The sequence below is a fragment of the Novosphingobium rosa NBRC 15208 genome, from assembly GCF_001598555.1.
GTDB lineage: Bacteria > Pseudomonadota > Alphaproteobacteria > Sphingomonadales > Sphingomonadaceae > Novosphingobium > Novosphingobium rosa.
Window position 1 is genome coordinate 36,742 of record NZ_BCZE01000055.1, and the last position, 20,398, is coordinate 57,139.

At 59.9% G+C, this 20,398-nt stretch carries 18 protein-coding genes and 2 pseudogenes; 12 read left to right on the forward strand and 8 right to left on the reverse strand.

Features of this window, described 5'->3' with window-relative positions; translation table 11 throughout:
- Window positions 1-17: 17 nt before the first annotated feature.
- On the reverse strand, window positions 18-605 hold the full coding sequence (locus tag SR3_RS19955) for a PRC-barrel domain containing protein (RefSeq protein WP_245654011.1): 588 nt from the start codon (window positions 603-605) through the stop codon (window positions 18-20).
- Between the two features lie 53 nt (window positions 606-658).
- Window positions 659-1,117: a hypothetical protein gene (locus SR3_RS19960; RefSeq protein ID WP_068090055.1), complete on the reverse strand. Its 459-nt coding sequence runs from the start codon at window positions 1,115-1,117 to the stop codon at window positions 659-661.
- Window positions 1,118-1,329: 212 nt separating this feature from the next.
- On the opposite strand from SR3_RS19960, the gene katE reads away from it, so the two are divergent.
- Entirely contained in the window at window positions 1,330-3,552 is a 2,223-nt protein-coding gene (gene katE, locus SR3_RS19965) for a catalase (protein WP_084455744.1), read from the forward strand.
- A gap of 110 nt (window positions 3,553-3,662) precedes the next feature.
- On the forward strand, window positions 3,663-3,929 hold the full coding sequence (locus SR3_RS19970; RefSeq protein ID WP_068090057.1) for a hypothetical protein: 267 nt from the start codon (window positions 3,663-3,665) through the stop codon (window positions 3,927-3,929).
- 53 nt (window positions 3,930-3,982) lie between these two features.
- Here SR3_RS19970 and SR3_RS30745 read toward each other — a convergent pair whose 3' ends face one another.
- From SR3_RS30745 to SR3_RS30750, 3 genes are read right to left on the reverse strand one after another with little or no spacing between them, the layout of a single operon-like run.
- On the reverse strand, window positions 3,983-4,984 hold the full coding sequence (locus SR3_RS30745; protein ID WP_084455745.1) for a glycosyltransferase: 1,002 nt from the start codon (window positions 4,982-4,984) through the stop codon (window positions 3,983-3,985).
- Window positions 4,985-6,655 (reverse strand): SAM-dependent methyltransferase, encoded by a 1,671-nt coding sequence (locus tag SR3_RS19980; RefSeq protein ID WP_068090059.1) that lies wholly within the window; start codon window positions 6,653-6,655, stop codon window positions 4,985-4,987.
- Complete coding sequence (locus SR3_RS30750; RefSeq protein ID WP_169805672.1) at window positions 6,652-7,317, reverse strand: PIG-L deacetylase family protein; 666 nt, start codon at window positions 7,315-7,317, stop codon at window positions 6,652-6,654. Before SR3_RS30750 ends, SR3_RS19980 begins: the two co-directional genes overlap by 4 nt.
- Before the next feature lie 256 nt (window positions 7,318-7,573).
- Between SR3_RS30750 and SR3_RS30755 the strand changes: the two genes are divergently transcribed.
- The 4 genes and pseudogenes from SR3_RS30755 to SR3_RS20005 all read left to right on the forward strand — a co-directional run bounded on the left by SR3_RS30755 (window position 7,574) and on the right by SR3_RS20005 (window position 11,451).
- Window positions 7,574-8,331, forward strand: a protein-coding gene (locus tag SR3_RS30755) for an IS5 family transposase (RefSeq protein ID WP_157098991.1) whose coding sequence is annotated in 2 segments (ribosomal slippage) — window positions 7,574-7,907 and window positions 7,907-8,331 — 759 coding nt in all. Because the reading frame shifts where the segments join, the coding sequence is not laid out codon by codon here.
- A gap of 298 nt (window positions 8,332-8,629) precedes the next feature.
- A complete protein-coding gene (locus SR3_RS20000; protein ID WP_068090062.1) occupies window positions 8,630-9,481 on the forward strand; it encodes an SDR family oxidoreductase in 852 nt (283 codons plus the stop codon).
- A 73-nt stretch (window positions 9,482-9,554) separates the two neighbouring features.
- Window positions 9,555-9,770 (forward strand): annotated as a pseudogene (locus SR3_RS30760) (DUF3175 domain-containing protein); the annotation flags it as partial.
- 457 nt (window positions 9,771-10,227) lie between these two features.
- The gene (locus tag SR3_RS20005; RefSeq protein WP_218018857.1) at window positions 10,228-11,451 is read left to right on the forward strand and encodes a Gfo/Idh/MocA family protein; all 1,224 of its coding nucleotides are present in this window, start codon (window positions 10,228-10,230) and stop codon (window positions 11,449-11,451) included.
- 289 nt (window positions 11,452-11,740) lie between these two features.
- Here SR3_RS20005 and SR3_RS20010 read toward each other — a convergent pair whose 3' ends face one another.
- Window positions 11,741-12,547: a hypothetical protein gene (locus tag SR3_RS20010; protein ID WP_084455749.1), complete on the reverse strand. Its 807-nt coding sequence runs from the start codon at window positions 12,545-12,547 to the stop codon at window positions 11,741-11,743.
- Window positions 12,548-12,957: 410 nt separating this feature from the next.
- On the opposite strand from SR3_RS20010, the gene SR3_RS20015 reads away from it, so the two are divergent.
- Both SR3_RS20015 and SR3_RS30765 read left to right on the forward strand, forming a co-directional pair.
- Window positions 12,958-14,994 carry a putative bifunctional diguanylate cyclase/phosphodiesterase gene (locus tag SR3_RS20015; protein ID WP_157098992.1) on the forward strand — a complete coding sequence of 679 codons (2,037 nt, stop codon included), beginning with the start codon at window positions 12,958-12,960 and terminating at the stop codon, window positions 14,992-14,994.
- Window positions 14,995-15,088: 94 nt separating this feature from the next.
- Window positions 15,089-15,252, forward strand: a pseudogene (locus SR3_RS30765) (transposase); the annotation flags it as partial.
- A gap of 132 nt (window positions 15,253-15,384) precedes the next feature.
- Here SR3_RS30765 and SR3_RS20020 read toward each other — a convergent pair.
- Window positions 15,385-15,984 carry an inorganic diphosphatase gene (locus SR3_RS20020; RefSeq protein WP_068090066.1) on the reverse strand — a complete coding sequence of 200 codons (600 nt, stop codon included), beginning with the start codon at window positions 15,982-15,984 and terminating at the stop codon, window positions 15,385-15,387.
- A 302-nt stretch (window positions 15,985-16,286) separates the two neighbouring features.
- Between SR3_RS20020 and SR3_RS20025 the strand changes: the two genes are divergently transcribed.
- From SR3_RS20025 to SR3_RS20040, 4 genes are all read left to right on the forward strand, one after another.
- Window positions 16,287-16,658, forward strand: coding sequence for a response regulator (locus SR3_RS20025; protein ID WP_068090067.1), 372 nt, complete (start codon window positions 16,287-16,289; stop codon window positions 16,656-16,658).
- Window positions 16,659-17,160: 502 nt separating this feature from the next.
- Complete coding sequence (locus SR3_RS20030) at window positions 17,161-17,892, forward strand: alpha/beta fold hydrolase (protein WP_068090068.1); 732 nt, start codon at window positions 17,161-17,163, stop codon at window positions 17,890-17,892.
- A gap of 1 nt (window position 17,893) precedes the next feature.
- A complete protein-coding gene (locus SR3_RS20035; protein WP_068090069.1) occupies window positions 17,894-19,024 on the forward strand; it encodes a PAS domain-containing sensor histidine kinase in 1,131 nt (376 codons plus the stop codon).
- A gap of 59 nt (window positions 19,025-19,083) precedes the next feature.
- Entirely contained in the window at window positions 19,084-19,455 is a 372-nt protein-coding gene (locus SR3_RS20040) for a response regulator (protein ID WP_068090070.1), read from the forward strand.
- Between the two features lie 166 nt (window positions 19,456-19,621).
- On the opposite strand, the gene SR3_RS20045 is transcribed toward SR3_RS20040, so the two are convergent.
- A complete protein-coding gene (locus SR3_RS20045) occupies window positions 19,622-20,074 on the reverse strand; it encodes a PA2169 family four-helix-bundle protein (RefSeq protein WP_068090071.1) in 453 nt (150 codons plus the stop codon).
- Between the last annotated feature and the right edge of the window lie 324 nt (window positions 20,075-20,398).

Genomic DNA, 20,398 nt, shown 5'->3' on the forward strand with positions numbered 1-20,398 from the left:
CGGCCTCACATCTTTTTCTACGATTGAAGCCCATCGGGTATGATCGGCCATTGGCCGTCCTGAAGTGGAGGAAGCGCCAAAAACCAGCTGCTGCTACGACACAAGGTAAAGTGATCGCAGGAAAACTTCATGTCGCTGCGTGGCACGGCGCGCAGATATTCGCCCAAACCCGCGACCCCGCCCGATCTTACGACAATGTAGCTCATCACGCCGTCATCACACGAGACAAGCGCTTCTACCGCTTCGCCGAGGTCATGGCCATGCTGGTCCAGGACTGCCATGCCATCGACATGGGTTGCGGCGAAAAGGGTGGGATGAGCCGAGCGCCGGCTTGCCTCGGCGGCTGATGTGCCACCGTCCTCGTAAGCCCGCTGGCGCCCGAGCCATCGCCAGATCCCAACGAGGTTGATCAGGGTCAGAAAACCGTTGCTGACGAGCAGGTTGGTCTGACCCGAGGCGTAACCAACCCAGGACCAGCAAATCGAACCTGCGGTGAAGACGACGAACCCCCAGCCCGTCACGCGGGCCCCAAGATTGGCAGCGGTCATGATCGCGGCGATCATCGTGGCCGCGGGCGCGATCCAGGCCGGAAGTTCGGTCACCATGTCGACTCCCCCGGTCGGCGCTTGACCGCCAGATGTGTGGCTGGCGCTGCCATCTAGCAGCGGGTCAATCGTCGAGCATTGTCAGTCGCACCGCGATGAATCGGGGCGAGCGCAGCCGCCCCTATCTGGGCAACCGCCTCGATGGACTCGACAGCCAAGGCCAGAACCGTCTGGCCAACCTCCGTCTCCCCGAGCGGGGCTGGAGCGACACCAATGGTCGACTTTTCACACAGTTGCCCGATACGGTTGAGCCAACTTGCCTGGGCCGCCCACCAGGACGACATAATGGCGAGACCCGACTGGGAGAACGCTTCGACCTTCTCGGGAACCATGAGACTGAGTTCGGCGTGATCGGCCCACAAGGGGAAGATCAGCGCCATCCCGATGATCGGCATGCGAGCGGCGATGACTTCAGTGGCCGCGCTGACAGTCTCGATAACATCACGACTGCTTTTCCGTACCGACGACCCCGCCGTGATCAAACGCTCGAAGCTGGCTGACATGTCAAGCAACGGGGCGCTCCTTCGTCTGATTCAGTGATGAAACCGCCGAGATGTCGGCGTGTTGCAGCGCTGCCGGGACAATCGATATAACCCATGTTAACTTCCAGCTTACGACCGCAACTTGGAGGCAGGCGTTGCATTTCGGGTATGCGGCCCGCTGCACGTAAGGATGCGGCGCGGTGGAGGCTGCACGTACAACCCTGAGACGAGGAACGCGCACCATGGCCAAAAAGCCAGCTCCATCCAAAGCCGTCGCCAAACCTGCATCCACAGTGATCCCTTCAGATCTGGCCGGGGCGGACCTGCCCGGCGAATCTCCGCAGAAATCTTCCCCCATACCTTCGGATGCGGCTGTCTCTTTGTCTTATGCCGAGACACAGGGGCCAGGCGGTGAGACCCGCCAGGTCGCGGGCGACGGCATTCCGATACTCACCAGCGCACAGGGTATTCCTGTCGCTGACGATCAAAACAGCTTGAAGCAAGGCGTCCGCGGTCCCACCCTGCTTGAAGACGCGCATTTTCGTGAGAAAATCTTCCACTTCGACCATGAAAGGATCCCCGAACGCGTCGTGCATGCGCGAGGCTACGGTGCCCATGGCTTTTTTGAGCTCACCGAAAGCCTCGCCGACGTGTCGCGTGCTGACATTTTCCAGCGGGTGGGTGAACGCACCCCGGCATTTGTGCGTTTTTCCACCGTGGCAGGATCGAAGGGCTCTTTCGACCTGGCACGTGACGTGCGCGGTTTCGCGGTCAAGCTCTACACACAGGAGGGGAATTGGGATCTGGTCGGCAACAACATCCCGGTGTTTTTCATCCAGGATGCGATGAAGTTTCCCGACCTGGTACACGCGGCCAAACCGGAACCCGATCGCGACTTCCCCCAAGCGCAAACCGCCCATGACAATTTCTGGGATTTTGTCAGCCTGAGCCCTGAGAGCATCCACATGATCATGTGGACCATGTCGGACCGCGCCATCCCCCGCTCGTTCCGCACCATGGAAGGATTTGGCGTCCACACCTTCCGGCTGCTCGACGCAGCAGGCAAATCCACCTTCGTCAAATTCCACTGGAAGCCCAAGCAGGGTCTCCAATCGGTTGCCTGGAATGAGGCGGTCAAGATCAACGGCGCCGATCCTGATTTCCATCGGCGTGACCTGTGGGACGCCATCAACAGCGGCGACTTTCCCGAATGGGAGCTGGGAGTCCAATTGTTCGACGACGCCTTCGCCGACAGCTTCGACTTCGATGTGCTGGACGCGACCAAGATCATCCCGGAGGAGCTGGTTCCGGTGCGTATCGTCGGCCGCCTGGTGCTTGACAGGGTCGTCGACAATTTCTTCGCCGAAACCGAACAGGTGGCGTTCTGCACACAGAATGTCCCGCCCGGCATCGACTTTTCAAACGATCCGTTGCTTCAGGGGCGGAATTTCTCTTACCTCGATACGCAGATCAAGCGCCTGGGCGGTCCCAATTTCACTCACATTCCGATCAACGCCCCCAAATGCCCGATGGCGCATTTCCAGCAGGACGGCCATATGGCGATGCGCAATCCAAAGGGCCGGGTCAACTATGAGCCCAACAGCTGGGGCCCGACGCAGGGGGGGGCGCGCGAGAATCCGGCACGCGGCTTCTCCAGCTTTGCGGAAGCGGCCGATGGTCCAAAGGCGCGGGTCCGCTCCGAGAGCTTTGCCGACCACTACAGCCAGGCACGCCAGTTCTATGTGAGCCAGACACCGATCGAACAAAAGCATATCGGTGATGCGCTCGTGTTTGAGCTGTCCAAGGTCGAGCGGCCCGATATCCGATCCAGAGTGGTATCGCATCTTCTTAATGTCGATGCCGGGCTTGCAGCGACGGTGGCCAATGGTCTTGGCCTTCCTCTCCCCGCTGCTGCCGTCGCGGCGCGCGAGCCCATCGTTGATCTGCCCGCGTCCGACAAGCTGAGCATCGTGAAGAACGGGCCTGCAACCTTCAAGGGTCGCAAGCTCGGCTTGCTCTTGAGCGATGGCGCGGACGCTGGCGTCGTCAAGGCACTGATCAAGGCGGTGACCGCCGAAGGTGCTGTCTATGAAGTGATCGCCCCGAAGGTTGCCGGCGTCACCTTGTCCGATGGCACCACCATCGCCGCCAAACACAAAGTGGATGGCGGGCCATCAGTGCTCTTCGATGCGGTGGCCGTTGTGGTCTCGGCGGAAGGCGCCGCCTTGTTGGCCCTGGATGCGGCAGCCAAGGATTTCGTCACAGATGCGTTTGCCCACTGCAAATATATCGGCATCGGCGTCGAGGCCCAGCCTCTTTTCGCCAAAGCCGGCATCGCTGAGGATCTGGACGAAGCGTGCCTGCCGCTGGGCAAAGCCGCGGACGGTAAGGCATTCGTCGAGGCGGCCCGGGCTCTGCGCTTTTGGCCCCGCGAACTGAAGGTCGATCTGGACGCCGTAGGCTGAGACCTCGTGCGACACCTGCGTGCCGAGCGCTGGTGTCGCACAATGCGAACAGCGCCTTATCACTTGCCCCGCGCACGGAAGCGCGGGGACCGCATGAGGAAGGACATGAGATGCCGATTTCAGAACTGGGTGCTGTGGAGCGCGTCGCGCGGGTGCTTGCCGCGCTCAAACTCAGCGCAAATGGGGATGGGTACGAGCCCTCGGTGAGCGACGAGGTTGAGGATGAGTGGCATCTTTATATCGAGCAGGCGGTCTCGATCCTCAAGACGCTGCGAGAACCCGATATCGTCATGGCAAATGCCGGAGACGCCGACATATGGCGCGCGATGGTCCAGGCCGCTCTCGATGATTACGCAGATGGACCGTCAGAGGACTGACGAAGCGCGCGGGCTTGAACTGCGAGCTCGACTCTGCCCGCACCGGTACGGTCTTATAGTGCCTCAAGCTTGCAAACGCGGCCGAAGCGCTGACGCGCTCGGATCATGGCCTGAGCCGAGGCAACAGCAGCCGGCAAGGTTTCGAAAGTCAGCTGTTCTCTGTGACCTGGGTGCGCAGGATCAAGCGCATGGGGAAGAGTGTATGTCTCGTGGAGTGGTGCATCTGGATCCTGCTCGATCCAGCGGGCAAATGTTTCCGCCATGCCGCCGCTTGCCCGACCTTGCGTTCGGCTCGAAGTGAAAACTCGAACATCAAGCGGATGCCGCACGCGCCCTCCGGCCTCACGAACCGCGGCAAAAAGAGCGCGATCTTCTCCCACGCATGGGGTGGGCGCCCCTCCGATCCGCCGATACAGCTCCAGGGTCAGGGCAATGCTGGCACCGCCTTCATAGTAATGGCGAGGCCACGGGTCCTGGAGGGCGCCCGGTTCTGTCCGTAACCAGTCAAGCGCTGTGTAATAGCGCCCGAGCATATTGAGCCGCCGCGCAGCCTCCTTCCCCAGCACCGCGCGATCACGTCGGCGCGTGAGCGCACGGCCGGCAACGGCATCCGCGCCTGCATCCAGATGAGCGACCGTGCGCGCCAACCAGTCCGGGGATACAATCGTATCAGCATCGGTGCAGGCAAGCACATCACCGGGCGCAGCCAGCAAGGACACAGCTTGATCGAACGCCATACGACGTGCCCAACCGGCGTGAGCAAAGGCCGGAAGCAGGGACAAGGCGGTCCATTGCAATCGGGCGTGGGTTAGTTTTGTCCGGGCAAGGACTTCTGCCGTTCCGTCATGGCAATTGTTCGCGAGCACGGCGATCGACACGGGGCCGCCATAGCGGGCTGCAGCTGTGTCCAGCGCTGCCAGACAATCTGGAAGATCGGCTTCCTCATCCTTCGCCGGCAACGCCACGGCAATGTGACGTAACGGCTTTTGATGGGGCCACGCCGCTCCGGATGCAGGCGATAGGGAGATCCCGTCACTTAATCGCAGAAAGGCCATCTATGCTCCTTTCCGCAGGTTGTGCGCCTGTTCATGGGCATCAAGATGCCATTGACCGATCGCCATCAACCGGTCGTCGACGGCCGCTTGGCGGATGTAAAAGGAGAGATCACGGCGCAGCCGCGATGTCGCGCTGTCTTCGCGATGAGCGATTGTCCCTAGGCCCCGCTCGGCGATTTCAAGCGCCTTGACGATGCAATGCTCCATGCCCTCCCGCATAAGCACGGCCTCGCGCGCAATATCGCTCGGGGCGGCCTGATCGGCGATCCGGCGAGCGAGCCGTTCGACTGTTGCCAGGGCCATGGCCCTTAGACTGGCGATCTGACCGATGCGCAGGCGTGACAGGCTGTCTTCGCCCTTTCCCTTCCCACGCAGCGCGCTCACGCATTCCTCCAGCAATGCATCGAGCCCGCCCAACTGGACCGCCCCCATGCGCATCATGCCGCCCAGAAAATGAGGCTCGATAAAATAGGCATCTGGCCCGCCAATGGCGGCATCCTTCGTCAGGGTGACAGCCTGGAAATCATAGCCGCCCGACCGCGTGGCTCGCATGCCGGAGACCTGCCATTGCCCTTTGTCCATGCGGGCCTGATCTCGGACATCGACGTAAAAGAGATGGGTGCGGCCCGCCATCGGCGCGCTGACAAGGGCCGCGGCCACGAGGCCAAGGCCCGAACAGAATGCCTTGGAACCGCTCAGTTCAAATCCGTCTCCTTGCGCCCGCGCGGTGAGTGGCGTTCCGCCATCGGCACCCCATACCCCCAACAAGGCACCCGTTCTGGCAGCTTCCGCGCAGCGCTTCTGCACCGAGGGTTCTCCATAAAGACCGATCAGTTGCGCGGCATTCACATGCCCCTCGAACAGGCGTCCAACGGGAAGGCTGGCTTTGCCCACACGTCTGAGCAAATCGAAGGTTTGCAACGGATCGTCGCTCCATCCTGCCTGCCCGGACATGGCCTCCGGTAAGGCGCCTTCCAGCAGACCTGCTTCGTGCAGCCAAGCAACCTCTTCGGTTAGATCTTCGCCCGACTGATCACGCTGCGCCGCCGCCGCGCAAATACGGTCCATGGCTGTATCAAAGGAGATCGTCTCGCGGCGCCTGAGCAGCCTGACATGGTAGCCCTCGCGCTGCTCGGACCGAACGAGCTTGAAGAACGGCGCTGCCGCCTCGAGGAAGACATCGGTAGCCTGACGGCCGCTCAGAGCAGTCTGGGTCTCGCCGTCGTAATTGACGATAAGCACATCCCCCCCGGGAAGAACCCGGCGCTTTGCCAGATCGGCCATCGCGGCGACCTCGTCGCGGGACAGAAAATAGAGCACCTCGGAGAGGACCAGGAGATCGCACGCCTCGTCAATATCGTCATGCGGGAGATGGAGGACGCGAATATCAGCATGGGCGAAGCGTGCCAACCGCGCCCGCGCCTCAAGCGCCGCGGCCCGCGCAATATCCACCCCAACGAGCCTCCCGCAGCGCGGTGCCAATTGCTCCGTCAAGACGCCGATAGAGCAACCGACTTCACAAGCCTGATCGTAATGCTCGCGCAGGAAGCTTATTGTGTCGCTTCGCTTGGCACGTTCATAGGTGCTGTCCTCAAAATCCCACGGGTCGATGTCGTGGGCGTAGAGCGCATCGAAATAGCCTTCGCGCTCGCTCGCGATATCGCTTTTCAAGACGCTCTCCTCTCTACGGGCATGAAATATTCCGCGTCAGCACAAAACCGATCGATTGTGGCGACCGTCATGGGACAGACCGCTGTCATTTCCATTTGCGAACGATGCTCAAGCAAAGCCGCACGCTTGGCGTCCCCTCGCCATGTCTCAAGCCGGATCGCTGCATCGGGCGGGCTGTAGGCTTCGCCATCGAAGCGCGTGCTGACGGGATAGCGAAGCACCTGCAGATCGATCCCCAGCCCCGTGGCGATTGCAAACGCTGCGCGGTGATCTGGGTGGTTGTCACAAACATCGGTCACCGCCAGGACACCAACATGGTGATCTTGGCAAATCCCGCCGACAGCTTCTCTTGCCTGTTCTGCGTGTCGCTCCAACTCACCATCGGGATGACCAAGGTGATAGGTGGCAGCAGGTGAAACGCCCAATGACTGCAAACCCGCCGCAGCTTCTGCCCTTCGGCGTTGCACGAGCGCTTCGCGCTCGTCAGCCGCGAGCAATCCGTGCGAAGCGCCTCCATCGGTCAGCCAAATGATGACGAGAGGGCACATTATAGTGTGAGCCCGCTGCATAAGACGGGCGCATCCCAGCAATTCGTCGTCCGGATGGGGCGCCAGCACCGCCAGAGGAGTTGAAGGCCTGAGCCAGTCGCCGAGCTTGCTCATGATCTCGTCTTTGAACAAGAATTGGCGCCCGCACATCCGGTCTGGCCAGTCTGAAACCGCATGAGCGCTCTCCAGTGTTCGGGAGTTTGAAGGCAACAGTCGGGGAGAGGCAGAGTTCCGCGAGGAAGATTGTTGCAGCCTGCTGGTCCCTGGCGCGCAAGAGAGAGCCGCTGGCAAGACCGGTTAGGATGCTAGGCTCAGGACCCATTGATTGATCGCTGACGATGTGATTCAGGGCTCCGGAAGGAGACTGAGCTTGAGCGACCTGTATTGGCTGACGGACGAGCAGATGGCGCGTCTGTCGCCCTATTTCCCCAAGAGCCACGGTAAGCCGCGGGTCGATGACCGGCGAGTGCTGAGCGGGATCATCTTCGTCAATCGTAACGGCCTGCGCTGGCGTGATGCTCCCAGGGAGTACGGACCACACAAGACATTGTATAACCGCTGGAAGCGATGGGGCGCGATGGGGGTGTTCCCCCGGATGATGGAGGGCCTGTCCGCTCAGAAGGCCGAGCCTCAGACCGTCATGATCGATGCGACCTATCTCAAGGCCCACCGCACGGCTTCCAGCCTTGGGGTAAAAAAGGGGATGTCGGGCGCCTGATCGGACGAACCAAGGGTGGCATGAATACCAAGCTTCACGCCGTTACCGATGCCAACGGCCGTCCCTTGAGTTTCTTCATCACCGCAGGGCAAATCAGCGATTACCCCGGCGCTGCGGCCTTACTCGATGATCTGCCCAAGGCGCAGTGGATGCTGGCCGACCGGGGCTATGACGCCGAGTGGTTCCGGGATGCACTTGAGCAAAAGGGCATCAAGCCTTGCATTCCGGGCCGGAAATCGCGTTCCTTTCCAGTTAAATACGACAAGCGCCGATACAAACGGCGCAATCGCATCGAGATCATGTTTGGGCGTCTCAAGGACTGGCGCCGCGTCGCGACCCGCTACGATCGCTGCCCGACGGTCTTCTTCTCCACCCTCGCGTTGGCCGCCACCGTGCTCTTCTGGCTGTGATCAACGAGTCCTGAGCCTAGCGAGGCCGAATTGCCTATGTTCCGGGACGTCGATTGGTGGCCAGTCGCCCTCTAGCCTCAGGAGGCCGTATAGCCCACCGGCTTTCCCCGCCCGTGTATGAAATATGGACTGCAACGCCGACGCTGACGACTTTGGCTCCCGGCGAACGAGCGAGAATATTTATTTTTAAAAACTTCCTAACCTGTGTTGTTTCAGGGCGGACCCGCCGGTCCGCCCGCATCTTGCACAGGTTGCATAGTCTAAATCCCGCTATCGTCACGCCATCAGAAGCAGCCTCATGACCGATATACAGGAGATGATCCACGAAGACCCCCTCCCCGGCCATGAAAGCAAACTCAATCCCAAGCCTGAATGGCAGCCGCGCTATAGCGGGTCGGGCCGCCTGGAAGGCAAGGCCGCCATCGTTACCGGGGCCGACAGCGGCATCGGGCGCGCTGTCGCAGCGCTTTATGCGCGCGAGGGTGCCGATGTAGCTATCGTCTATCTGCTCGAAGAGGACGATGCGTCGGAAACACAGCGCATCGTTGAGGCCGAGCGCCGCCGCGCCATCACCATTCGGGCCGATGTCGGATCGCGCAAAATGTGTGATCACGTCGCGCAGCGCGTGCTCGAGGTGTTTGGTCAAATCGACATCCTGGTCAACAATGCCGGTGAACAGCATCCGGATGAGGATATCACCGATATCACCGAGGAGCAGCTCCAGCGGACCTTCCAGACCAACATCTTCGGTATGTTTCATATGGTCCAGGCGGTCCGGCCTTATCTTCAAAGCGGCGCCGCCATCGTCAATTGCACGTCTGTCACGATGTATCAGGGAGCCGGCAATCTCCTCGATTACAGCGCCACCAAGGGGGCAATCACGGCCTTCACCCGTTCGCTCTCTGAAAATCTGATCAGTGAAGGCATCAGGGTGAACGCCGTGGCACCCGGCCCGATCTGGACACCGCTCAACCCTTGCGGTGGAGCGGATCCGGAAAAGATCGCACATTTCGGTGAAACGACCCCGATGAAGCGTCCTGGACAGCCCAATGAGGTCGCCCCCGCCTTTCTTTTCCTGGCATGCGAAGACGCCAGCTATATGGCCGGCCAAGTCCTGCACCCCAATGGCGGAACAGTCGTCAACGGATAGGTGATATGCCGTGTCCGCCCAGCGCGAATGGTAAGCGGCGACGCCGCAATGACATCCGCAGGGGCTCGAGCGTGAGCTCTTCTTACAAGACGATCCCAAGCTTATCGCCTCTTCGCTCAAATGCATGGTCGAGCGCGACCATGGGCGAAAGGGTACGCCTCTGCAATCAGCGATGAGCAAGCTGACAATTTATATGAACCGTGCCGGTACAGAGCTCCCAAGGCACCAGCACGGAGTGCTCGAACAGATCAAGGATGAACTGCGCTTGCTGGTTCACGCGCACACCTGATCTTGCGGCTAAAGGGCCGATACATCTGGTGTAGTCTCCTCTTGTCTCTTCCCACTGCTGCGCTGGTAAAACGCTCGACCGGATCACGAAACTTAAACCTGGTTGATTACACGCCTCGGCGACTGCAACCTGACCGCCAATGCCCCGTCATTTCGCAATCTCAGACTTAAATTGGCAGAATATGTTAAACCGGACAAAACGAGAGGCGCCGATCCAGTTCCTGTCCAATCGCTGAAAGCAGATTTGTCCCGGACCGCGGAACCTTCACGGCCATGAGGCCTACTAAAGGGAATAGCGCAATCCAATCAGTGGATAAATTGAAAGGCCGCAGCTTCTTCCAGCATTCTGCCTGCCATCTTCGCGCATATTGCCCTCGAACGGAGAACACCGCATGACAGACAGGCCGCCTCAGAGTGTCGGGCGCCGGACCGTGCTTGGCGCAGGTGTTGGATTTGCGATGGGCTCAGTGGCTGTAGCAGCCCCAGTCGCGCTGGGCGGAGCACCCATCGACGAAGGATCCGCTCGAGGCGGCAAGGTCAACTTTCCGGCCATCCACGCCGGGACCGAGAGGCCCGATGCCCCGCCGCCCAACCAGGCCCCACCCACACGCCGAGTCGGCTTCGCCATCATGGGCCTCGGGCGGCTTGCCCTTCAAAACATTCTTCCGGCCTTCGCCCAGTGCAAGCATGCCAGACCCGTCGCGCTGGTGAGCGGGGACAAGGACAAGCTGCGGATCGTCGCTGAGCAATATGGCATCCCGGCTAGCTCATGCTACGATTACGCCAGCTTCGATCAGATCAAGGATAACCCCGCGGTTGACGCTGTGTATGTCGTCCTGCCCAATGCGCTGCATCATGATGCTGTTCTGCGCGCTGCCCGCGCGGGCAAGCATGTCCTCTGCGAGAAACCGATGGCAACATCGCCCGAGGAGGCGCGTTCGATGATCTCGGCCTGCGCCAAAGCGGGGAAAAAGCTGATGATCGCCTATCGCTGCCAGTACGAGGTCTACAATCACGAGCTTGCCAAACGAGCGCGCGCGGGAGAGTTCGGAGCCATCCAGTTCATCGATGCAATCAACACCCAGAATCAGGGCGATCCAGGACAGTGGCGCCAGAAGAAAGCCCTGGCCGGTGGCGGTTCGCTTCCCGATGTCGGCCTCTATTGCCTCAACACCGCCAGAGCCCTGCTGGGCGAGGAACCCGAAGAGGTTCAGGCGTCAATCTTCAGCCCGCAGGATGATCCGCGCTTCGCGGAGGTGGAAGCGACGGTCACTTTCATGTTGCGCTTCCCCTCGGGAATCATTGCCAATTGCGCCACGAGCTATTCCGCCCATGAGCATCGCAGCATGCGCGTCCTTGGATCGCAGGGACACGCCGAAATTGACAATGCATTCGCCTATGAGGGACAAAAGCTGCGCGTGACCCGCCGCGACGGGATGGCCGAGGCCAGCACCGAGTTGACGCTGGGACAGAAGAACCAGTTCAGCCAGGAAATCGACCATATGGCGCAATGCGTGCGCAGTGGTGCCACGCCCAGAACGCCGGGGGAGGAGGGACTACAGGACCAGATCATCATGGCGGCGATCTATGAAAGCGCGCGCAGCGGCAAACCCGTCAAACTGGCACCAATGTCGAGGCCCGACGCCTTTCGCGGTCCGATGCAACCGGAAGAGACGTCGTAAAAGCCAGCCCCGTCTGCACCTGGGTACGGGCTGGCGACCATCTACGAAACACAGCGGCTGAGCACAGTTTACGTCGGCGGGCCAGCGTCTTCTAGCCCATCATCATCTCCTTGCCATCGCCATGGAGGATACCCTCAGGAGCGCCGAGAGTTTCTCTAGCCGATTTGATCCGAGCAAATCACTTCTCTCTCATGCCCATCCCCCCAATGTCTTCCTGCGACCGAGCCTACGCAAAAGGAGGGCATTCTTGCGAACGCCCTCCTGCACGTTTGCGATTCCAGTGAATCCATCAGCGCAGCCGGATGCGATCCTCATGATCGTCGCGCTGGCGGCCGCCATAAGCGGCGGCAACGCTGGCGATAAAAGCGCCGATCACCATCGAGAGCGCGGTAAAGAAACCGATCGCCGAAGATGCCTTGCGCGCCTTGTCAGCCGCTTCACGCAATTGCTGAAGCGTGCCACCGACACGCTGGCGCGCTTCATCTTGCGACAATCCGGTTTGCGCCGACACTGCGCTGGTCAGATAGGTTCTGTCTGCCTTGTCCACCTCGGTGTCGTGAGCCAGAATGCGCGCGATTTCCGTGCGCACAGCCGCCGCCGATGGTTCGGTCGACGGATGGTTGGAGCGCAGCATGGTGTCAGCGCCATAGCTTGCCGAAGTGGCCGCCATGCTTGCGGTGGCGCTCGTTGCCCCCGCGGCTGCGTTCAGTGCGATACCCGCGACCAACACCGCAGACACCGCCCAGGCGAGAAACCCGTGCGCCGTGTCACGAAAGAAGACTTCATCGGTGTGGATGTTGGTCCAGCGCGTCCGCATCCGCCCGGCGATGTAACCGCCCAGGAAAGAGGACAGCCACTGCGTCACAATCAGCCAGATGCCTGTTCCAATGACGAAGGTTGTCGCAGCCACGCCTGCACCTGGCCAAGGCGAAGCAACGGCGAAACCGAGCCCAGATCCCAGCGCAAGCAGGATCAGGGTGCTGGCGATGGCCACAGCCGCGCCAGCAAAAATCGGTCCCCAATTCACGGCCGACCGGCTCGACTCGACCGCGTCGATGCCCGTGGGAGCGAGGGTATGGTTAGGATGTGTCGCCATGTCCGTCCTCTCAGTGCCAGAGCAGCAGCAAAAGGATGATGACCGGGATAGGAACACCTAGCAGCCAGAGAAGAATAGGCATGTTTCGCCTCCTTGTGATCGGTCGCCGCACAGGCGACCCGTTCGTAAGGCTAAAGAGGCAGAGAGGGATTTGGATCCCTCGCTCTTGGCACCGTAACGAGTTCTGGCCTGCTCGTAGGGTAGGAGAAGGTATGGATATTCCGGCGATATTTACGAAAGGAACGCCTGGCGAACCGCTGATGGAATTCAAGCCTTGTGCGACCTCATTAACATAGATCAGCGTAATTCCAGCCCGTCTCCGCAATCGTTCGGATATCGATTGCATCACTCCGTTCACGAACTCCGGATTATGGGCGAGGTCTGGGCTGCATCACTAAGGGTAAAGATACGTGGTTTCGTCGCGCCTGCTTCGATGGGTCGGAAATATTGGAAGTGACGATGCGCTGGCTGTCGCGCAGGCAGTCTATCTCCGGCGCCAGGTCCCATTGCTTTACGGGCTTTTGCTGATCAACTCGCTGGCCGTGGCCATTACCCATCTCGATGACGCGCCGAGCGCACTCACAATCAGCGCACCCAGCGTGCTGTTCGCAATCACGTTCCTCCGCATGATAAAGTGGGTTCGCGAATCCCGTAAAGGGGCACCTGATCCACTGGAAGCCAAACGCCAATTGCGGTTGATGACGACGGTGGCGGGGCCTGTCGCCCTCGCTTACATCTGCTGGGCTTTGGCACTTTCTCCCTACGGCGGCCCCTATGAACAGGCTCATGTCGGCCTTTATATTTCGACAACCGTCATAGGATGCATATTTTGCCTCGCTGTGCTTCCGCAGGCTGCGTTGGTCGTGGCCGTCACGGTACTGCCGGCCTTCCTTGTTTTCTGCTTTGCCAAGCATACGCTGATATTCATTACGATCGGGATCAACGTTTCCCTCGTTCTTGCCGTCTTACTCAGGGTGCTTCTGAACAGTTTCGAGCACTTCAGAAGTCAGATCAGACCATCAGAGGCCCTGGTGACCCAACATCAGGAACTGCAGCGGTTAAACGACGAGAACCAAGCCCTTGCCCTGACGGACAGTCTGACCTCGCTGCCCAATCGTCGGAAATTTTATGCTGATCTGGACGCGCTCACCGCTCAGGAGGACGGCGGGTCTGCATTTGCTGTGGGCGTGCTGGATCTGGATCGCTTCAAGCTGGTCAACGACACATATGGCCATCAGGTCGGCGACCGGCTCCTGGCGGCCCTCGGCGGACGACTGCACGCGGCAGCCAGCCCGTTTTCGCGCGTTTATCGGCTTGGGGGTGACGAATTTGGGGTCATCGATCTGGGTGGCGACAAGGAGTCGCTAGGCCGCCTGCTGCAACAGGTTGAGGCGCCGCTCCATGTTGGCGAGATCACCTTGAAGGTTGGTGGATCACTCGGCATCGCCCACTATCCTCAGGCCGGCAACACAGCCGCTGAACTGTTCGACCGGGCCGACTATGCTCTCTATCATGCCAAACATGTGAATGGGGGAGGACTGTGCGTCTTCACCCCCTCGCTCGAGACCTCGGTGCGTGCAGACCAAGCCATCGAGATCGCCTTGCAAAGCAATACGCTGTCGGATGAGATCAATGTCGTCCTTCAGCCTATTGTGGCGCTGGCGACAGGCCAAGTTCAGGCTGTAGAAGTCCTGGCACGTTGGAACAGCCCCCTATTAGGCCAAGTCTCGGCATCAGACTTCATCCCTATCGCTGAGCGTTCCACGGCGATCCACAGCATTACCAAGGCCGTCGTCAAAAAGGGGTTGGAGGCGGCGCGCCTCCTTCCCAAAGACGTGGCAGTTTCTCTCAACATTTCAGCCTGCGACCTATCTTCGGCGATAACACTCGCCTTCATCCAGAAAGTGATTCAGGAGGCGAAGGTTGATCCATCACGCATCTGGATCGAGGTGACAGAAACTGCCGTTATGCGCGACGCTGATGCGGCTGCGGCGGCTTTGCAGTCTTTTCGCGACATTGGCGTGCGCGTCGCCCTGGACGATTTTGGGACCGGCTATTCGAGCCTCGGCTATCTCGAGCAATTGCCGCTCGACAAGATCAAGATAGACCGCAGCTTCGTCAATGCTCTGGAAAAGGGTCGGGGAAGCGCCATCGTACAGGCTATGATCACCTTATGCCAAACAATCGGCATCGAATGCATTGCTGAAGGCGTTGAAACCGCCAGACAGCGCGACATCCTGCGCGACGCCGGTTGCGAGCAGGCCCAAGGGTATTTCTTCAACCAGCCTTTGCCGATCAATGACCTTCTTGTGCTATGTCCAAGGCGCTTTGGCGATATCAGCTCTCCGGACCAAAGCGAAATCAAGGAGGAGAAGGTCGGGAGTCAGAAGATCGAGACCCTATCCCCATTGCTCTTGACGGACCAACGGTCGCGACTGGCTGGCTGAGGCGCAAACTCATAAAAGAGTTTGAGATCCGGACGGTTGCGTGAGTCAGGAGCCTTCCGGCATGAAGGATTGAACGGCGCGTCGCTGGTATGAACTGCCGGATCGGGAACTGGGCCTCATCGGCCGCTACTGCCCATCAAGCCTTGCGGCGTCCCCCGGGTCGATGATCGGCGCTTGCTCGACGGCCTTATGTGGCGTTTTCGTTCGGGCACGCCTTGGGCGGGAATTCCCGAATGCTATGGGCCGCCGACCACGTGCTGAAACCGGTCTGTCCGATGTCGCAAGGCAACCGGGCATCGCAACCAGGGCAATTGCGGCAGTTGCCCTCACCGCGGCAGTCAGCCGGCCAAAGATTTTGAGTGATAGGGACTGCTGTGAGCAGCGGTACGTTCACCAAAGGTCCGATGAACCATTTCGGTCATGAGCGTGATACGGAACAGGCAAACGGGACCGCTCGTCATCAGGTGCCGTCGATGCTTCGCTGACCAGTCTGACCGCTCGGTCCGGCCCGCCGGTCGCGACAACCGTGAACACCTTGCCTTTCAGCTGGTTGTAGTTGACGAAAAACTGCCCGAGATGCTCGATAAAGAGTGTGCCCAAATCATCGATATGGGCAGTGTGCCCGTAGGAGATGGACAGCGCAAGACGCGCAATCAATCGATCATTGCGCACGAGGGTGCCATCGCGCTCCCTCTGTTCAGCCTCGATCACGCCCAAAAGCTGAATGTGCGATATGCATCCCACCGAGCAAGGCTCGTCACCGATGATGAGCACATCGAGTGGATCGCCATCCTGCGCAATCGTGGCAGGGATAAAGCCGAAATCGAGCGGGAAGCTCATGCCTGTTGGGAGCAGGCCGGAGAGTTCGAAGACACCGATCTCGGGGTCGTAAGTGTACTTCGAGCGGCTACCCTTGGGCGTCTCGACGATGGCCCGGCAGGTTGCCGCCTCCTTGTCGAGCAAATGGTCAATCGCTGCCAAATTGGTCAATGGAACTCTCGCTGCTTGGAGCCCGATAGGGCGGAGCTTACCCGTCTTCAGGAGCCAGTCGCCCCAGGAAACGGGTGGCGGTCATGCCAACTCCATAAGAGGGAAGTTCAGTTTTAGGCGTAGGTTCCGCTTTCGGGTTGAAGGCCACCGGCGGCATATCTGTCAGGGACCACGGGCCCTTTCGATGCGCTGAAGATATGCAAACGCGCGCCATGCTGATGCCGGTAGCGGACCCCTCGGCTGCATTCCCCATTTCGTCAGAGTTCCAATCACTGCCGGCCCCGGCCTCAGGAGGACCTGCTATGACGCTGATCCTGGTTGTAGACGATGAGCTGGCGCTCGCTGATTTGCTTGAGGATGCTCTTCTCGATGAAGGCTTCGAGGTGTTGAAGGCAGGCGATGGCCTGCGAGGCCTACGCATTGCCGAAGTTCATAAACCGGATGTGGTGGTGACCGACTTCATGATGCCGGTGAAGACCGGGCTAGAATTGGCGGAAGATTTGCGAAGCGACCCGGAACTTCGCGCAATCCCGGTGATCCTGATGACCGGCGCCCAGGGCGGGGTTGCCGGCAAGCGTACCGATCTTTTTAGGGCGGTTCTAAACAAGCCTTATAAACTGGAGGCCATGGTCGACACGATCATGCACTCCTGCGAGCAAGACCCCTGGCGCTGACAGTGCGGCCATTCCCACCCCAATTGGCGTCCATTGTAGCTTGCCATACATTCAGTTGCTGGCCGTGGATCGCGAATGGAAAGACGTGGATCGAGAGCAGCCGGTTCAGACACCGACTTAACCGGGAGTTGCTGACAGAGCCGACATCGAAAACCGGAGTTGTTTGTCCGATAGCCGACAGTTGCTCATCACCGTGCTCGGCATTGATCTCGCGATAGCCCACGCAAGGCTGTGATGATGCGCGAGCATCCTGCGCTCTAAGGTATGCCTGGCAATGCCTATTGCTGGCCAGCGTGGTGCGGACATGCTAGCCAAATTCCACGTGTATCGTCGCCACCCATCTCAGGCGTTTATGGCTGCCCGATTATCCAAGCGATCGCCTTTACCGCCAAACTCGAGGCTGAATTCAATGATGTTGTCCGGACAGACCGGGAAATCTGAGGGCACCGGTGCCATCCTTCGCTTGAATGCTCGCACAGCCGGCTCCGGCGAGCAGGCGATAATGTTCGCCCATGGCTTTGGCTGCGATCAGAACATGTGGCGCTATGTCTCCCCTGCTTTTGAAGATCGCTTCCGCACGGTGCTGTTCGACTATGTCGGATCGGGTGGTGCCGACATCGACGCCTATGTCATTGAGAAATATGCCACGCTCGATGGCTATGCGCAGGATGTGGTCGATCTGGCCCGCGCGCTGGAGATCAAGGATGGCATCTTCGTCGGCCATTCAGTCAGTGCGATGATCGGGCTGATCGCGGCTCGGCAGGCGCCCGAGCTGTTCTCGAAGCTGGTGCTGGTCGCCCCGTCGCCCTGCTATATCGATGAGGCCGACTATGTCGGCGGCTTCAACCGGGCTCAGATCCTCGAGCTGCTCGACTTTCTGGATAGCAATCACATGGGCTGGTCGCAGGCCATGGCCCCAATGATCATGGCCAACCCCGACCGGCCCGAACTGGGTGAGGAACTGGCAGGCAGCTTCTGCCGCTCCGATCCGGAGATCGCCAAGCGCTTTGCCCGCACCACCTTTCTGTCCGACAATCGTGGTGATTTGGGCGCCATCGAGGCGCAGGTGCTGATCCTGCAATGCCGCGAGGATCTGATCGCGCCGTTGGCTGTCGGAGACTATGTGCATGCCGCCATTCCCGGCAGCGAACTGGTGGTGATGAAGGCCACCGGCCACTGTCCTAACTTGAGCGCGCCTGAGGAAACTATTGCCGCGATAACCGCTTTTGTCTGAAATGCCTCTCGATTATGCTGACTTGTTTGAGACCGCACCCTGCGGCTATGTCCTGACCGACAAGGAAGGCCGTATCACTCGGGCCAACGCGACCTTTGCAAAATGGGTGGGGTGGGCGCCGCACGAGCTGCAAGGCAGGCGTTTTGCCGACCTTCTGCCGATTGCGGTGCGGATCTTCTATGAAAGCCATGTCGCGCCCATGCTGCATGTGCAGGGCAGCGTGAGCGAGATCGCCCTCGATGTCCTTCATGCCGAAGGACACAAGCTCCCGATGCTGATCAACGGAGCGGCGGTGCGCGATGATCATGGACAGGTCGCCTCTCTGCGTTTCGCCGTGTTCACCGCCACGCAGCGGCGCAACTATGAGCAAACCCTGCTCCATTCACGCAATGAGGCCCAGGCCAGCGTACTGTCCGAGCGGGCTGAATCCGAACTGCGTGAACAATTCATCGCCGTGCTGGGCCATGATCTGCGCAACCCGCTGGCTGCGATCGCCGGTGGCGCCCGCATGTTGCTCAAAGAGCAACTGAGCGAGCGCGGCAGCATGATCCTGCGCCTGATCGACGGCAGCGTGGTGCGGGCTGGTGGGCTGATCGACAATGTGCTCGATTTTGCGCGCGGACGGCTCGGCGGCGGTATCACTTTAACCCGCAACGACCAGGAACCGCTCGAACCCGTCCTGCGTCAGGTCATCGGCGAGCTTCGCGCGATCAGCCCGGATCACTGGATCGATGCAAAGTTCGCCATCGACGCCCTCGTGGATTGCGACCATGTGCGAATGGGGCAATTGCTCTCCAACCTGCTGGGCAATGCCCTGACCCATGGTGCCAAGGACCAATCCGTGCGCGTCCGGGCAGAAACAACCGATGGCAGTTTCATCATCGCGGTTGCCAATGGCGGCGAGCCTATCCCCTCAGCAGCACTCGAGCGCCTGTTCCAGCCCTTCTTCCGCGGCGGGAGTCATGATCGTCAAGAGGGACTGGGCCTCGGGCTTCACATCGCATCGGAGATTGCCCGGGCACATGGCGGTAAGCTAACTGTGTCCTCTGATCCGGTCGAGACCTGTTTCACCTTTACCATGCCCATGGGCGGTTTGCCGCGAAATTCACGCGGACGGCAACATTCCCGCTGAACCTTACCAGTCTTCGAAGCTTGTGTTTGCAGGGCCTTTCGCCCGGAAGGGACCCCGCCATGCCGAAAGAAGCGCTGAAAACCACCGTCCTGGTCGTGGAGGATGAAATCCTCGTGCGCCTGTACGGCATGGATATTCTCGAAGACGCCGGCTTCAGCGTGTTAGAGGCAGGTAATGCCGATGAGGCAATCAACTTGCTGCAGGAGCACGACCACGTGAACCTGCTGTTTTCGGACATCGACATGCCCGGAAGCATGAACGGCCTGGAGCTTGCCAAATTTGTCCGCGACCGCTGGCCCAGTATCAAGTTGCTTCTGACCTCCGGGCACCGCCACCCGGCGCCCGAAGAACTACCCGATGAAGGTCGCTTTGTGCGGAAGCCGTGGCGTGAAGACGCGCTGATGGAGAAAATTCGCGCGATGCTCGCCTGAGCGTCAAGATGGCTCGCAGTTCGGGCAATTGGGGCAGACGCGAGAAGCCCTTGGTATCATGTGCCCTGGGCGCAACCGGTAGCCCCATGCTCCGAACGTTATTGTTACAGCCGGAGAGATGAAGAAGGCTGGAGGCAGCATCAACGCCGCCTCCAGCGACCAGGGTTTAACCCTGGAGCGAGTGCTTGATGTCACGAATTTCATCGTGCCCGGCCTTGACCGAATCATAGGCCGATCCGACCAGAGTCAACACAGGCGCAGACAGGTCCCTATCACCGAGTGCATCCTCGAACTTCGCCTTGATATGATCCTCACCGGCCTCGACTTCGTTGATGATGGCCTTGTCGTCATGGCCGGTTACGGCAGACTTAAGGTTGAGAAAGGCACGATGGGCACCAGCGAGAATCGTACCATCGTCTTCGGCGTCGCCGCCCAGAGTGGTGACTTCCTGCTGAAGGCGCGAGACCAGATCGCGCCGTTCACTGGCAAGGCCATTGAAAAGCGTGATGAAAGAGGGGTTCTTGGTCTCCGTCGCCGCTTCGGTATAACCGTCGACGCTATCCAGGGTTGTGGCAATGAGACTGTTCAGCACAGAGATGTCATGGTTGGTGTCGGTCATAATCGCTCCTGAGAATAGGAATCGCTGCAGGAGGCAGCAGACTCTATGACCCAATGTGCTGGCAGGCCAAAAGTATCCTTTGGCTGCGCTAGGTTTTCTTTTCATGCGACGAAGCGATGCTATGGGGACGGTTTGCGTGAGGGATTCAGAATTCCGCTTGCTCTGTTATGGCAGACTCCGGGCGCAGAGGCAGTCCAGTAAACCCAAAATGGGTGATCACCGCGCCTCTTCCCCAATGGCAGGTCACGGCTCCTAACATGAGCACACTCCGCGGCATGCGGGGATCAATTTCGTCAATTCAGTCTTGCTTGTGCAAGGTGGCGG

What these genes read in the sequence shown, in the direction of transcription:
- SR3_RS19955 (WP_245654011.1), bottom strand. Translation starts at nt 605, where the DNA reads ATGGTGACCGAACTTCCGGCCTGGATCGCGCCCGCGGCCACGATGATC.
- katE (WP_084455744.1), top strand. Translation starts at nt 1,330, where the DNA reads ATGGCCAAAAAGCCAGCTCCATCCAAAGCCGTCGCCAAACCTGCATCC.
- SR3_RS19970 (WP_068090057.1), top strand. Translation starts at nt 3,663, where the DNA reads ATGCCGATTTCAGAACTGGGTGCTGTGGAGCGCGTCGCGCGGGTGCTT.
- SR3_RS30745 (WP_084455745.1), bottom strand. Translation starts at nt 4,984, where the DNA reads ATGGCCTTTCTGCGATTAAGTGACGGGATCTCCCTATCGCCTGCATCC.
- SR3_RS30750 (WP_169805672.1), bottom strand. Translation starts at nt 7,317, where the DNA reads ATGAGCAAGCTCGGCGACTGGCTCAGGCCTTCAACTCCTCTGGCGGTG.
- SR3_RS20000 (WP_068090062.1), top strand. Translation starts at nt 8,630, where the DNA reads ATGACCGATATACAGGAGATGATCCACGAAGACCCCCTCCCCGGCCAT.
- SR3_RS20005 (WP_218018857.1), top strand. Translation starts at nt 10,228, where the DNA reads ATGGGCTCAGTGGCTGTAGCAGCCCCAGTCGCGCTGGGCGGAGCACCC.
- SR3_RS20010 (WP_084455749.1), bottom strand. Translation starts at nt 12,547, where the DNA reads ATGGCGACACATCCTAACCATACCCTCGCTCCCACGGGCATCGACGCG.
- SR3_RS20025 (WP_068090067.1), top strand. Translation starts at nt 16,287, where the DNA reads ATGACGCTGATCCTGGTTGTAGACGATGAGCTGGCGCTCGCTGATTTG.
- SR3_RS20030 (WP_068090068.1), top strand. Translation starts at nt 17,161, where the DNA reads ATGTTCGCCCATGGCTTTGGCTGCGATCAGAACATGTGGCGCTATGTC.
- SR3_RS20035 (WP_068090069.1), top strand. Translation starts at nt 17,894, where the DNA reads ATGCCTCTCGATTATGCTGACTTGTTTGAGACCGCACCCTGCGGCTAT.
- SR3_RS20040 (WP_068090070.1), top strand. Translation starts at nt 19,084, where the DNA reads ATGCCGAAAGAAGCGCTGAAAACCACCGTCCTGGTCGTGGAGGATGAA.
- SR3_RS20045 (WP_068090071.1), bottom strand. Translation starts at nt 20,074, where the DNA reads ATGACCGACACCAACCATGACATCTCTGTGCTGAACAGTCTCATTGCC.